11 protein-coding genes and 1 pseudogene are annotated in these 14,450 nt (G+C 44.7%); 5 read left to right on the plus strand and 7 right to left on the minus strand.

The annotated features are described in order from the left end of the window. Positions 1-214 precede the first annotated feature (214 nt). Complete coding sequence (locus K1M91_RS18410) at positions 215-589, plus strand: hypothetical protein (protein WP_232803729.1); 375 nt, start codon at positions 215-217, stop codon at positions 587-589. 201 nt (positions 590-790) lie between these two features. Here K1M91_RS18410 and K1M91_RS18415 read toward each other — a convergent pair. Then, positions 791-1,447: pseudogene (locus K1M91_RS18415) on the minus strand (IS4 family transposase); the annotation flags it as partial. 129 nt (positions 1,448-1,576) lie between these two features. Between K1M91_RS18415 and K1M91_RS18420 the strand changes: the two are divergent. Next, a complete protein-coding gene (locus K1M91_RS18420) occupies positions 1,577-2,269 on the plus strand; it encodes a hypothetical protein (RefSeq protein ID WP_232803730.1) in 693 nt (230 codons plus the stop codon). 92 nt (positions 2,270-2,361) lie between these two features. After that, a complete protein-coding gene (locus tag K1M91_RS21465) occupies positions 2,362-2,484 on the plus strand; it encodes a hypothetical protein (protein ID WP_282561188.1) in 123 nt (40 codons plus the stop codon). 272 nt (positions 2,485-2,756) lie between these two features. On the opposite strand, the gene K1M91_RS18425 is transcribed toward K1M91_RS21465, so the two are convergent. From K1M91_RS18425 to ilvG, 5 genes are all read right to left on the minus strand, one after another. Continuing rightward, positions 2,757-3,845 (minus strand): hypothetical protein, encoded by a 1,089-nt coding sequence (locus K1M91_RS18425; RefSeq protein WP_232803731.1) that lies wholly within the window; start codon positions 3,843-3,845, stop codon positions 2,757-2,759. A 130-nt stretch (positions 3,846-3,975) separates the two neighbouring features. Next, the gene (gene ilvA, locus K1M91_RS18430; RefSeq protein ID WP_232803732.1) at positions 3,976-5,508 is read right to left on the minus strand and encodes a threonine ammonia-lyase, biosynthetic; all 1,533 of its coding nucleotides are present in this window, start codon (positions 5,506-5,508) and stop codon (positions 3,976-3,978) included. A gap of 149 nt (positions 5,509-5,657) precedes the next feature. After that, positions 5,658-7,505: a dihydroxy-acid dehydratase gene (gene ilvD, locus K1M91_RS18435; protein ID WP_232803733.1), complete on the minus strand. Its 1,848-nt coding sequence runs from the start codon at positions 7,503-7,505 to the stop codon at positions 5,658-5,660. A 154-nt stretch (positions 7,506-7,659) separates the two neighbouring features. Then, the gene (gene ilvM / locus K1M91_RS18440) at positions 7,660-7,920 is read right to left on the minus strand and encodes an acetolactate synthase 2 small subunit (RefSeq protein WP_232803757.1); all 261 of its coding nucleotides are present in this window, start codon (positions 7,918-7,920) and stop codon (positions 7,660-7,662) included. Positions 7,921-7,922: 2 nt separating this feature from the next. Then, positions 7,923-9,566, minus strand: coding sequence for an acetolactate synthase 2 catalytic subunit (gene ilvG / locus K1M91_RS18445; RefSeq protein ID WP_232803734.1), 1,644 nt, complete (start codon positions 9,564-9,566; stop codon positions 7,923-7,925). A 671-nt stretch (positions 9,567-10,237) separates the two neighbouring features. On the opposite strand from ilvG, the gene K1M91_RS18450 reads away from it, so the two are divergent. Further along, positions 10,238-11,746, plus strand: a complete 1,509-nt coding sequence (locus tag K1M91_RS18450; protein ID WP_232803735.1) for a YifB family Mg chelatase-like AAA ATPase — start codon at positions 10,238-10,240, stop codon at positions 11,744-11,746. On the opposite strand, the gene K1M91_RS18455 is transcribed toward K1M91_RS18450, so the two are convergent. Next, positions 11,732-12,676, minus strand: a complete 945-nt coding sequence (locus K1M91_RS18455) for a ChbG/HpnK family deacetylase (protein ID WP_232803736.1) — start codon at positions 12,674-12,676, stop codon at positions 11,732-11,734. The genes K1M91_RS18450 and K1M91_RS18455 overlap by 15 nt on opposite strands. Before the next feature lie 459 nt (positions 12,677-13,135). Between K1M91_RS18455 and K1M91_RS18460 the strand changes: the two genes are divergently transcribed. Further along, positions 13,136-14,395 (plus strand): CBS domain-containing protein, encoded by a 1,260-nt coding sequence (locus K1M91_RS18460; protein WP_232803737.1) that lies wholly within the window; start codon positions 13,136-13,138, stop codon positions 14,393-14,395. The last annotated feature ends 55 nt before the right edge of the window (positions 14,396-14,450 follow it).

The raw sequence follows: 14,450 nt of genomic DNA on the forward strand, positions 1-14,450 counted from the left end.
GTTATTATAAAAGTTCATTGAGCTTTCTCCTGTTCGGTTTAGACACCTTAAGCATCCCTCGGTTAGAGATGTGCGGGCGGGGGCTCAATGACTATCAAACGGCTGTAACGGACAAATTTCCGCTGTCACCTTTTGTGCAAAACACGCACAAAAGCCGCCACCAAAAATTTGCTTGGTGAGCCGGGCGTTATATTGCTAATGGAGTGAGCATCTCTTGATATACTTTTCGTTTGTAGCATCTGATTCAATCAAACCAGAATTCCTTAATGATCTTGAAGCAAGAATTGGGCTTCAAGAAACAGTAGCTCTAGAATCGTTTGATGAACTGGTAATATTACTAAAGCTATTTGGAACTTGTATAAAATCAGTGGATTTACCTGACATTGATGATGTAGAAAATTCTTGGGTGTTATCGCAGGGAATTAGGCACTTCGAAGATTCTGAGTTCGACGTTTTCTATCAAGAGTGGTTACAACAAACTGGTCGCGACAATAATATGGATGAGTATGGTCAATTACTTTATCTTAACAGCTTTGGTGTTACACTAAATCAAGCTAATCATAAGGTTGTGTTGCAAGAAGCAATATAATCGGGTAGCCGGAGGTTTCTAACCTCCAGCCCCCACACCACCCATCATGCGGGTCCGCAATGGGCGGTTCATCTTCCGTAATGAATAGTAATCCAAATGTCCTTCAGTGATACCAGACCTTGAGCAGCAAAGAACTCATTGCTTATTATACCTATGTTTATTCCTTTGGTTTTCGAGCTTCTGCAGGGCCCTTTGCCGGTGATACTGAGGCTGTGTATTCGCTTTGGTAAAAAAGCTTTTATTCGATAGCCAGCCTTGCTTGGCTAGTTTCACACCCACCTCACCGCGTAAACGGCCAAGCCAATACTAACCAAGTGCTTCAACTTGACGAAACCAGGTATTTCGGTAACCGGCATCGGTGATCAGAATGGGCGTGCAGCTGGCCCCTTCCCCCCTCTGGCAGGATAGTTGTCACTTGTTTTAATTCATCCGAGAAACGTTGATGGCTGCGAGGAGAGTTGTAATGCTTGAATTCAAAGGTACGTTCATACAAAACAACACTGCGACCATTGACGGCAATGGATGCACGTAATGTCATCATTCGCAGCTGTTCACGCACGTCAGCCCAGTCGATAAGGACAAATGGAAAGGGGTTGAGGCTGCAAGTTAGCTGCGCATGCCAACGATAAATATCGATGCGCTCGCGATGCAACTGCGCATTGCCAAGCAACCTATCAACACGCTTAATGGCATGTTTAGCGGATGTCTTACCGTCATGGAGCGGCCAAGTTGAGTAAGGGTGAGGCGGTCACCTTGGAGCAATGCTTGGGTAGAATCGATGAGGGATTGAAGTCGTTTTTTGTGAATGAAAGGGCATTGATTTTGTAGCTGTTGGTGTATGATATTAAGTTCACGCATCTCGTTGTAATCTGGTTTGTTTTTGGCGAAATTAATTAGATCACACAACGAGATGCGTTTCTATATATTTGATAGCGGAAGATATTTTGTGGGGATTCGCTAGTGCGAGGCGTTAGGAGTTTAATCTGTATGCGAGTCATATTCATATTTTTAACATTATTAATGTATGGATGTGCTTCACAACCAGAAATTAATAATGCTAATGAAGCTGTAAAACTAACAAAGAAAGAATCATTGAATTCTGCTTATAGAATGATATTAAAAGGTAATTATACAGGAGCGCTTGATAAACATTTAAAAGCATTAGCTACTGAGTGTGAAGCTGAGTTTAGTGATTCTGATGAAACTGTATATGTTTCAAGAAGTAATACTGGAACTACATATTTGTTATTAACTGCCGGATTTAAAGGGGTAAATGCTAAAGTAATAAACACTCCTTGTGCTAAAGCGTTTTACTATACGGGGTATGCAAATTTAGAGATTGGGGAAATTAACGATGGAGAAAAGTATATAAAAAAAGCGGTAGAAATGTCTCCACTTAATTCTTACTATCTATCAGAATTAGCGTATATCTACCAGTTAAACAAAAAATTTGAACTCGCTCTCGCTACTTTTATAAAGTCAGAAAAATTGGCACAAAATTTTTCTCCAGATAAAGTGAAACTTGATGAATTATCAAGAGCAAAGCGTGGAACTGGATCTGTTCTAATTGATCTTGGGAGATTAAGTGAGGCGAAAGTGAAGTTCCAGGAGTGTTTAAAGTTAAACCCTGAGGATAAATCCGCTTTAGGTGAACTTAAATATATACAAAGCATTGAGTAAAAAATCCTTACAAGTCAATTAACTACGCACCTTCAGCCTGGACGCAGCAAAGCTTCTCCGGTTATTGAGGCGTTATATTTTTGGGAGATTTTGTGGAAAATCACATAAAGCATTTTGAACGCTTAGTCGTATCTTTAGTGGCGCTTATTGTGCTAGGGACTATCGTTAGTATTTTAGCTTATAGAAGTGTATTTGATGGCGCTCTATCTGAGTGACCATCAGATTAGGGGGATGCTGGAGGCTTCTTTGGTGGTATTTTCACCCCAATTATTGCATTTGCTACATTGATAGCGATTGTAATTACAATTCAGCTACAGAAACAGTTGCTAGAAACGCAAAATCGCGAGTTCACCAAATTGTATAACCTTCAACAAGAGACTTTAGATACGCAAAAGCGTGAGCTGAGTGTGGTTAGTGAACAAGCTTTAGAGCAATCTCTCAATGAACAAAAGAAAATATACTTAAATTTACTTGAACAGCAAATTTGCTACTTATATTGTAAATTTGGCACTTCATTAATAAAGTCATTATTTTTATACGGCACTTGAGCCACATTCAACACATTCTTAACGAAACCAGCGAATGCTTTCGTCGCCATTAAATACACCACATATTCTGTTTCGTAGTCATATGTAAAAACATCACCTTTGTATTGATTGATCAAGAAAAATTGCTCATTACCAAATTGACATTTTGACACAATCACTTGTGCATTTAGCACTTCTAAGCTTAATGCCGCCTCACAGTTATCGCTTCTCTTAAATACATCAAAAACGGTCGCGGCACTTAGTAAACCACTGAACTGATGCTCGTCGTTATCAAATTTATGAACAGCATAAAGGTGGGTAGCATAGTCTTGACCCAATAATCTGGGTATCTGCTCAGCTTCATTACAAGCACCGTCTTTTAAACAAGCAGTGGTTGTCTTAAAAATATCTTGATAATGTAAGGCAACTGGTAGCTCAGACTGTAGCTTTTCAATATCCATATGCACTGAGATATCATTATGCTCAGACAACACACAAAAAGAGCTCAACTTCTTAGACGCATTAACGTCGACTATCTCAGTGCCATCATCATAAATAGAAGTAATCGTAGCAAGGACAGTCCAATTCGATGTTGAACAGCCGGTGTAGGAACAGTGACTCAATGCGTTCAACGGATAACATTTATCGTCACTACAGTTGAAACTCACTAAGCCTTTTTTGGTTCGGTCGCTCCTTCCTGAGCGGTAACGAACGGTATAGGTAATCTTGTTTCCCCATTTGATATAGCCATCAACGCTGAGGCTTTTTAACCCCAATAGGAAGCTATCATCGCCTCGGTATCCTTTAATCACGCCATCAGATTTTTCTGGGTAACATTCATCCAACGCCTTATTCGTTGCACATAATATCAATTCATTAAGGTGCTGATATTGAGATTTACTTGCATCGGGATAGACCTCAATTTCATCAAACTTAACCATATCAGCACTGATGGCGAAACTGGGCTCCTTATCCTCAGATTGATAACCAAATGTGCCGGCAAAGCAGTTTGCCGAAGCAAGCAGTAAAAGCGTTATTATTTTTATCACTACCTACCAATCCTTTGAAGGGGTTAACTTTATCATTATTACTCTCCCACTTTACTTCAACTTCTCTGCTTTAATAGCCCGCACAATATCGCCGAATAAATTCGGCCCCTACTCCTAGCTAAGACCACCCCTAGCGCGACAAAAACAGCTTATATGCTGGGTTGTGGGTTTCTTCTTTTACTTCATAACCTAGCTTGTCGAGATGCTGAGTAAACTCGTCGTTGTCATTATCCGGCAAGCTAAAGCCAGCTAATACGCGGCCATAAGCAGCGCCGTGATTGCGATAGTGGAATAAAGTAATATTCCAGCGCGTGCCTAAGGTTTGCAAAAACTTAATTAACGCGCCCGGCTGCTCAGGAAACTCAAAGCTAAACAAGCGTTCTTCAATGGCACGATTAGGCCTGCCGCCAACCATATAACGCACGTGTAGCTTGGCCATTTCATCATTCGACAGGTCCACCACTGGGTAATTGGCTTGTTGAAGATTATCGGTCAACTGGTGCAGCTCATCAAAGCCGCCGGGAATGCGCACGCCGACAAAAATGTTAGCTTCTTGATCACTGGCATAACGGTAGTTAAATTCGGTGATGGCACGACCGCCGAGCATGTTGATGAAGTCTAAGAAAGCCCCTTTATGCTCAGGGATAGTAACCGCTAGCACCCCTTCTTTTTGCTCACCCAACTCACAGCGCTCAGACACATAACGCAAGCTGTGAAAGTTCATGTTAGCGCCACTTAAAATCGCCGCCATGCGCTGCCCAGATAACTGATGATCATGCACATAACGCTTTAAGCCCGCTAATGAAAGGGCGCCAGATGGCTCAGAAATAGCACGGGTATCTTCATAAACGTCTTTCACTGCAGCGCAGATTTCGTCGGTGCTGACGGTGATCACTTCATCTAAATAGTGCTGGCATAAACGAAAAGTTTCGGTGCCAATGGTTTTTACCGCCACGCCATCGGCAAATAAGCCGACTTTTTCCAATGCCGTGGGCTCGCCGGTTTCTAAAGCAATTTTTAAACAGGCGGAGTCTTGTGATTCAACACCGATCACTTTAACGTGCGGCATTAACTGCTTAACATACACGGCAACGCCTGCTGCTAAACCGCCGCCGCCAACGGGGACAAAAATATGGGTTAAGTGGGTATCTTGCTGTAGCAACTCTTTACCAACCGTGCCTTGGCCAGCAATGATATCGGCATCATCAAACGGGGGGATCAAGGTGTAGCCTTGATTAGCCGAAAGCTGTTTGGCGTGTTGGCTGGCTTCATCAAAACTGTTGCCCACCAGCTCGACTTGCGCGCCGAGTTCACGCACCGAGGAAACTTTAATATCAGGGGTGGTTTGTGGCATCACAATAATGGCTTTGATGCCCATTTTCGATGCTGACATCGCCACGCCTTGAGCATGATTACCCGCTGAAGCCGCAACCACGCCTTGCGCTTTTTGCGCATCGGATAACGAGGCTAATTTGTTATAAGCGCCGCGCAGTTTAAACGAATGCACTGGCTGTTGATCTTCACGCTTTAACAATACTTGATTGCTAATACGTGCGCTCAGTTTTTTAAGTGGCTGCAGTGACGTTTCAACGGCCGCCTCATAAACAGGCGCCAATAGGATTTTTTTCAAATAATCCGCCGCGGTAAATTCTTGCTCTGTCATTTCAACCTCTTAATTCAAACCATCTAAAACAGAAAAAGGCCGCAAGCGACCTTTATTCGAGCATAACATTGATATTATTACGCTGTTTCAGCCATGCAAAGCCCTTTCAGCTCAACATGGCGTCAAACTAGCGATATTCTACGTTGACGTTACTCAAACTTAGATTTATCGCGCACGGCACCCTTGTCAGCAGACAGAGCGTTAGCACCGTAAATTTTTAGCGATAATGACACCTTACGTGGACGCTCACCCGGCTTCCATGCATCTTTACCTTTGGCTTCCATTGCAACGCGGCGCGCCGCTAGCTCATCAGCAGGGACATCAAGGATGATCGAGCGAGTTGGAATATTGATATCAATGATATCGCCATCTTGCACTAGCGCAATCTCACCGCCCGATGCCGCTTCTGGCGACACGTGACCGATAGATAAACCTGAAGTACCACCAGAGAAACGACCATCGGTGATCAAGGCACATTTTGCGCCTAAGCCCATGGATTTAAGGTAAGTGGTGGGGTACAGCATTTCTTGCATGCCCGGTCCGCCTTTCGGGCCTTCATAGCGAATAACAACCACTTCGCCCGCCACGACTTCACCACCTAGAATACCTTTTACAGCCGTGTCTTGGCTTTCGAACACTTTAGCTGGGCCACGGAAAGTAAAGTTGTCATCGGTCACACCAGCTGTTTTCACCACACAACCATCAACGGCTAGGTTACCGGTTAATACCGCTAGGCCGCCTTCTAGGCTAAATGCATTTTCGATTGAGCGAATACAACCGCTTACGCGATCAGTATCTAACGTATCCCAGCGACAGTCTTGACTGAATGCTTTAGTGGTGCGAATACCAGCAGGGCCAGCACGGTAGAACTTTTTCACGTCCTCATCTTGGGTTTGCATGATGTCGTACTGAGCAAGCTGCTCCGCCATGGTGGTGCCCAATACAGTAGTCACTTGGTTGTTAAGTAAACCTGCGCGATCAAGCTCACCTAAAATAGCCATTACACCACCAGCGCGATGCACGTCTTCCATGTGATAAAGCGGGGTTGATGGCGCCACTTTACACAACTGAGGAATACGGCGTGACATTTCGTCCATGTCGGCCATATCAAAATCAATGTCGCCTTCTTGCACAGCTGCTAGCAAGTGCAAGATAGTGTTGGTTGAACCACCCATGGCAATGTCGAGTGCCATGGCATTTTCAAATGCCGCGCGACAAGCAATGTTACGTGGCAATACTGAGTCATCATCTTGCTCGTAGTGGCGACGAGTGATTTCAACAATACGTTTACCGGCATTAATAAACAAGGCTTCACGATCAGCATGCGTTGCCAGCATCGAACCATTACCCGGCTGCGCTAAACCTAACGCTTCGGTTAAACAGTTCATTGAGTTGGCGGTGAACATACCAGAGCATGAGCCACAAGTTGGACACGCGCTGCGCTCTACTTGCTCACTTTCTGAGTCAGACACAGTAGGATCGGCGCCTTTGATCATGGCGTCCACTAAATCGAGCTTGATGATTTGATCGGAAAGCTTGGTTTTACCCGCTTCCATTGGCCCACCTGAAACAAAAATCACTGGCACGTTTAGGCGCATTGACGCCATTAGCATGCCCGGGGTGATCTTGTCACAGTTTGAAATACATACGATAGCATCAGCACAATGGGCGTTAACCATGTATTCCACCGAGTCAGCAATTAGCTCACGTGATGGCAAGCTGTATAGCATACCGTCGTGACCCATGGCGATACCATCATCGACGGCGATGGTATTAAATTCTTTGGCGATACCGCCCGCTTCTTCAACGGCTCTGGCAACTAACTGACCCATGTCTTTTAAGTGCACATGGCCCGGTACAAACTGTGTGAAAGAGTTGGCAATAGCGATAATTGGTTTACCAAAATCATCATCTTTTACCCCGGTGGCACGCCAAAGGGCTCTTGCGCCGGCCATATTACGTCCATGAGTTGACGTTGCACTACGATACTTAGGCATAACAATTCTCTCTCACATTCAGTTTTAAATAAGTTTACCAAGCGCTGATGTTAATCAATCGCTTGGGTTATGCGCCCTAACATAATCTAACTGGGCTATTTTGTCTTGTTTTTCAAAACCTGCGGTTTTGAAAGGTTTAAGGGATAACGCTGAGTTAAACCACGGCTAATTTTGGCTCCACCGCCCGTTCACTAACCGCGACTGAAGTCACGCCAATCAATTTGCTCAGTTGCGCGGTCAGCAAGGCAATGGCACGTTCACTCTCTAGTGCAACCTGAAGTTCAACTTGTTGTAATTCGCTGTCTAAATTCATTTGCATGGTTTGCACGCTAAAACCGCGGTGGCGCATCACGCGTAATACACGCTCTAATAATTCAGGGCTATGCTGAGCCGTAACCGTTAGGTGATGTAACATAATTAGCATTCCTCCATCATTTTATCGTTGGCTGCACCCGGTGGCACTAATGGCCAAACGTTCTCTTCTTCACTGATGGCGACATGTAAGATGTACGCCCCTTTACTGTTTAGCATGCGCTCAAGTGCTGGCTGCACTTGCTCTTTAACGACGATAGTTTCACCCGGAATATCAAACGCGGCCGCTAAAGCAACAAAATCTGGGTTATCGGTCAAAATAGTTTCGCTGTAGCGACCTTCAAAGAACAACTGCTGCCATTGGCGTACCATGCCTAAACGCTGGTTATCTATCAGTAGAATTTTCACTGGCAGTTTGCGGCGCTTGATGGTGCCAAGCTCTTGTACATTCATCATAAATGAGCCATCACCCGACACTGCAATAACGGTATCGTGTGGACGTGCTACTTGCGCGCCAACGGCGGCTGGCACACCAAAGCCCATAGTGCCTAACCCTGAGCTTGAAAGGTGATCTCGCGGACTATCAAATTCGATGTGCTGCGCCACCCACATTTGATGTTGGCCCACATCACAAGCGACTACGGTATTTTTTGGCGCCATATCTGACAGCTGTTTTAATAGCAGCGGTGCATAAATAGCTTCACCGGGATGATCGTAACGCCAGTGATATTCTTGCCTCATGGCAATAGTGTGTTGTTGCCAGTCGTCAATATCCAACGGCATCGCTAGCTGCGGTAATACTTGTTTTAAATCTGCTGCAATTGCAACGTCAGCTTTGCGCAATTTACCCAGTTCAGCAGCATCAATATCAAGGTGAATAACTTTGGCATTCACCGCAAACTCATCCAGTTTACCTGTCACGCGGTCATCAAAGCGCGCGCCTGCCACCACTAATAAGTCTGCTTCTTGTACCGCAAAGTTAGCAGCTTTAGTGCCATGCATCCCCACCATGCCTAAGAAAGCGTACTGATCGGGTGCGATGGTGCCAATGCCTTTTAACGTGGTCATACTCGGCATTTTGGTTTTCGCTAAAAAGTCGCGCAGTTCGGCTTCGGCGTGAGCTAATGTGACGCCACCACCTACATATAACAGCGGTTTTTTTGCTTGACTAAGCAATTCACGCGCAGCGGTAATATCTGTTAGTTCAGGTGAATTTGGCTCAGACACTTCGTGAGTAATACAGGCATGCTCAATGGCGGCTAATTGAATATCTTTAGGAATATCGACCAACACCGGACCGGGACGACCAGAGCGTGCCACTTCAAACGCTTGCGCTATCACTGAACCTAAATCTTCCGCGCGCTGCACCATAAAGCTGTGTTTAGTACAAGAAAGGGACATGCCTAACACATCAACTTCTTGGAACGCATCGGTGCCAATTAATGGTGAGGCCACCTGACCGGTAATCGCCACAATAGGCACTGAATCTAACAACGCATCAGCAAGACCGGTGATCAAGTTAGTGGCACCAGGGCCAGAAGTAGCAATGCAGACCCCCACGCCACCCGTTGAGCGTGCATAACCAATCGCAGCCATTGCCGCACCTTGCTCATGGCGACATAACAAGTGGTCTACACCACAATCATACAATGCATCATACACCGGCATGATGGCCCCGCCAGGGTAACCAAACACTTGCTTCACGCCTTGCTGTTGTAATGCCTTAACCACAAAATGGGCACCGTTCATAACCACACATCCTAAGTCAAAAAAAAACCCCCGAACCAGTTAAGGTGCGGGGGTTTAAAATGTTTGTCTGAGTTATTTTATCTTAGCCAACATTCCCCCGAGCGATGGTTGAATGACCACCACTAGGACCAGAATAATCAGGCTAACTATTTTAAACATTGAGCACTCAGTCACGAATTAATACAAAAACTGCCTACATAACTACCATAAATGCCCTAGAGCATCAACACAGTACAAAGGTGGTTTTTACCTGTAAATTGTTTTTTTGGTTCAGCAAACCTATACAAGATCCAGACATAATTAAAATACACAGAACAATAGACCAGTATTGATTAAATATGCAATATATAGACAAGGCAAATTTCCAATCTACCCGATCTGACTCAAAGCTAAAATAACTAAAAAAATTTCCATTAATTTTGCGATGCCAGATATCTGGCTAATACTTATACCCAGTCAACGAGGAACAGCTTTATTTCAACAAGAGTTTACATGCGTTTAGGCAAGGCATTGATTGCAGCTAATGACCTTCCCTTATTCAAAGTCAATCACACAGCATAAATGCCAGTAAAGCTTGCCCTTTGCCAGCGCACCAACTATTGAAAACACGGTGGCGCTCTGAAACATGTACCTTCTAGTTGATTGGGTATCGCACTGAACAAGGAGCCGTCATGTCACTTGCTATTGTATATTGTCGCAGCTTACTCGGGATTGATGCGCCAGAAGTGATGGTAGAAGTGCATTTAGGCCGAGGTTTACCCGCCTTTAATTTGGTCGGCCTGCCCGAAGCCAGCGTTAAAGAAGCCAAGGAGCGGGTTCGAAGCGCCATTCAGAATTCACAATTTGAATTTCCCAGTTCGCGATTAACGGTAAACCTTGCACCCGCTGACTTACCCAAAAATGGCGGTCAATTTGATTTGGCGATTGCATTAGGCATTTTAGCAGCTTCAGGGCAGATCCCTGCGCAGCAGCTAAGCAAGTATGAGTTTTTTGGCGAATTGGCATTATCAGGCGAGCTTCGCTCTTGCCGAGGTATGATCCCCGTGGCCATGGCGGCGCGGGACGCGAAACGAACCTTAGTGTTACCAACAGCCAATGCGCCCCAAGTCAGTTGTGTCAGTGGCGAACATAAAATTGCTAATAATTTATTACAAGTGTGCCGCTTTCTCGCGGGACAAGAGCAACTCGACCATGCGCCACCACATCAACCATCACAAGAGAGCACCAAGTGTGCCGATTTGATTGATATTATTGGGCAATATCAAGGCAAGCGCGCCCTTGAAATTGCTGCGAGTGCGGGTCATCACCTGCTTTTGATCGGTCCACCAGGCACGGGGAAAACCATGCTAGCCAGTCGTATTCTAGGCATCATGCCAACACTAAGCGAAGCTGAGGCCCTTGAAACAGCAGCGATTTATTCAATTAGTGATTTACCTGATTTGCCTTGGCAAACTCGGCCTTTTCGCCAGCCTCATCACAGTGCGTCAGCGGCGGCTTTAGTTGGCGGCGGCGGTAAGCCAAAACCGGGCGAGATAAGCTTAAGTCATAATGGGGTACTTTTTTTAGACGAGCTGCCAGAATTTTCCCGTGTTATTTTAGACAATTTGCGCGAACCGATGGAAAGTCAGCAAATCACTATTTCACGCGCCACCGCTAGGTTAAATTTTCCAGCTAAATTCCAACTTATTGCAGCGATGAACCCGAGTCCATGTGGCTTTCATCAAGGTGAGCTGAGTCGAAGCACTCCCGATCAAGTTCAGCGATATTTACAACGCTTATCAGGCCCTTTTCTCGACCGCTTCGATATTTCGGTGATGATCCCTGCTTTACCTAAAGGGAGTTTAAGTAAGCCAAGCCAAGAAGGAGAAAACAGTGCCGTCATTAAAGCACGGGTGATAGCCAGTCGCGATAGACAACTCGCTCGACAAGATAAGCTTAATGCGCATTTAACCGCGGCCGAAATCAAACAGTTTTGTCCGTTAACTGCTGGTGACAGTGAGTTTTTAGAAAATGCCATCGAAAGGCTTGGCCTGTCGGTTCGTGCTTGGCACAGTATTATCAAGGTTGCACGTAGTATTGCGGATTTGGCAGATGATCCGAAGATTAGCCGATCTCATCTCACTGAAGCATTAAATTATCGTGCGATGGAACGCCTATTAGCCAGCTTAGGTAAAATGTGACCCTTTATGTGAGAGTAAGGCTTGAATATCTTTAAATGAAATCAGGTGAATGCCTTGCCGCTTAATAAATGCCTGTAATTCTTTGCTGAGCATTGCATGATAATCTGCCACCCGTATTTGCCAATCAGCGCCAGGGCAAATAGCACGCAACTCAGGGGTATCAAGAGAAGGATGTAACATAAAGAAACTGACGCCTGCAGGTAACTCTGTTAACAAGTGTTTAATGTGCCCCACGCGATCATCCGCATGTTTGTAAGGCAGGCTACACCAGTTATCAAACAAGGGAGTATCTGCTTGCTCCATCTCCCACGTCGTTGCTAGGACATCAGGCCATTCTGGAACCAGAGGGGTTTCGCTACGTTGCATTTGTGTATGTTTGATAAAGGGCTCAACCCTATTAAGATAATCCGAATGTAAGGCCATCATAGGTAAGTTATAACGCTGAGCCACACGATAAAATATCGGCAAGGTTTTCGCTGATAACATCGCAAACATATGCGAGTCTAAATGAGAAATAGGCATGCCTACTCGCAGTGCGGCTTCTACTTGTGCCACCACTTCCTGCTCAACAGCTTCAGCCTGCGCCAGCGACCAGCAAGTATACTCACTACGATGAAAAAAGCCTTCAGCATCGACTAGGCCCGATTCTGGCGTAGGATTAGTCAATGGACGCCAGCGGTATTCTTGCCATTCTGACGTTAGCATCAGGTGAACACCTAAGTCTGCATCAGATTGCGATTTGGCTAAGTTTGCTGCCGATAAAAACCACGGGCAATTCACCATCACAGAGCCCGATCGGGCCAAGCCAAAATCTTTTAAATCTTGATAAGCCTGCACGCTTCCTAGATTCATGCCGATATCGTCACAATGAAACAACACCACACGATCTTCTAGCCCAAAGCCTAGCTTTTGTAACAAAGTATTTTTCATTGCCCGCCCTTACATTCAATAATTAAAATTTAAGTGATCATCGCAAGCAAGCATGACAAATAAATAATAGAGCAATGATTCATAGTACAAAATAACCAATACCGCAGACAGTGTCGATGATGTAAGGCAATTATACCCAATCAATCTGGAGATGCTTGATTTCAGCAAGATTTTACACGCGTTTAGACAAGGCATTGATTGCAAGTAATGGCTTTCCCCTTATCAAAATCAATAACGCAGCATAAACGCCTGTAAAACTTGCCCTTTGGGAGCGGCGCTCTGAAACATGCATCTTCAAGTTAATTGGGTATAACTGACTCGAAAAACACACAACCAACGTTGGCGCATCCATGGGGCAAACATTCACTACTTCAGTCCCAATTTTTTTGCTAATCGATGTAAGTTACCATTATCTAATTCGAGAGATTGTTATTAGAAAGGATAATTAGGGCCTCATTATTGGTAGCGAGATCAAAGATCCATTATGCTGCCTTTCTTGTTGCCATGATTGATACTAAATATATGCCATCACAACTCCCCCATGGTCAAAAATGGTTTTTCCGTTTACTAGCACAGTTGGGTATCCAGCCTAAAGACAGCCAAAGCACAATAGGTATTCCACTGCTAGAGCGTGTAAAAGTGGCTATTGCTGCATTTATTACCTTGTTTTTGGTCACTTGGGTTAGCTTATCGCTTCAAAATCCCCAAGCTACCACAGTACTATTAGCTTCAATGGGGGCATCGGCGGTCATTATTTTTGCTTTGCCCAGCAGTCCGTTGGCCAAAACCTGGAATTTTATGGCAAGCCATAGCCTTGCCTGTTTGGTCGGGCTTGGGATGACGTATGTTGTGCATGATTTTGCTCTGATGGCAGGATTCACGGTAGCGGCAATATTGATGCTGATGTACATTTTTCAGTGCATCCATCCGCCTGCGGCCGCCACCGCGCTAGTGCCGGTGATCGCCAGTCAAAGTGGTGGAGTTAATTACACCATTATTACATCAGTGGCAATTAACTTAGTAGTATTTTCTGCGGTGAGCATATTGCTTAATCGCTTCGTTTTACAGCGCGCCTCCGCTAAGTTAGTGAAGCAATATGACCCCATACACTTACATCAAGATCATACTCCACTTAAACGATTAGGCCTGCAAACTGACGACTTATTGCATGCCATTAACAGCTTTAATTCTGTTGTCGATATTAGTGAGCAGGATTTAGAACAGATTTATCAACAAGCTCAACTGCATGCATACCAAAAGCGCTGCGGGGAAATACTAAGTCGCGATATCATGTCGCAAGATTTAATCACCATAAACCAAGACGCTTCTTTAGGCACTGCATGGAAATTACTACAAAAACATAAAATTAGTATGTTGCCAGTAATAAATTCAGAACAAGAATTGCTAGGAGTCATTTCCAGTACCGATTTTTTAAAGCAGCTAACTGTACCCAGCTACGCGGGCCTGTTGCGTCATTTAAATGCGCTATTAATTAAGCGTAAACATAACGATGAAATTCAAAATCGGGTGCAAGACTTAATGGTGACGAACGTAACTGTGGTCAAAGATAGTGATCATATTGTGGCTCTGGTTCCTCTGCTATCAGACATAGGCTTGCACCATATTCCGGTACTTGATGCGCAGCAAAAGTTATGTGGCATCATCACTCAATCTGACTTAATTGGTGCACTGTATGCGGTGCATAACCGCCAGTACTAATGACCATTAGTGAAGCCATGAGGTAAAAAAAGGCGAGCCGAGGCTCGCCAAACAA

Origin of the sequence: Motilimonas sp. E26, assembly GCF_021278025.1 — a bacterium.
GTDB lineage: Bacteria > Pseudomonadota > Gammaproteobacteria > Enterobacterales > CBDFNC01 > Motilimonas.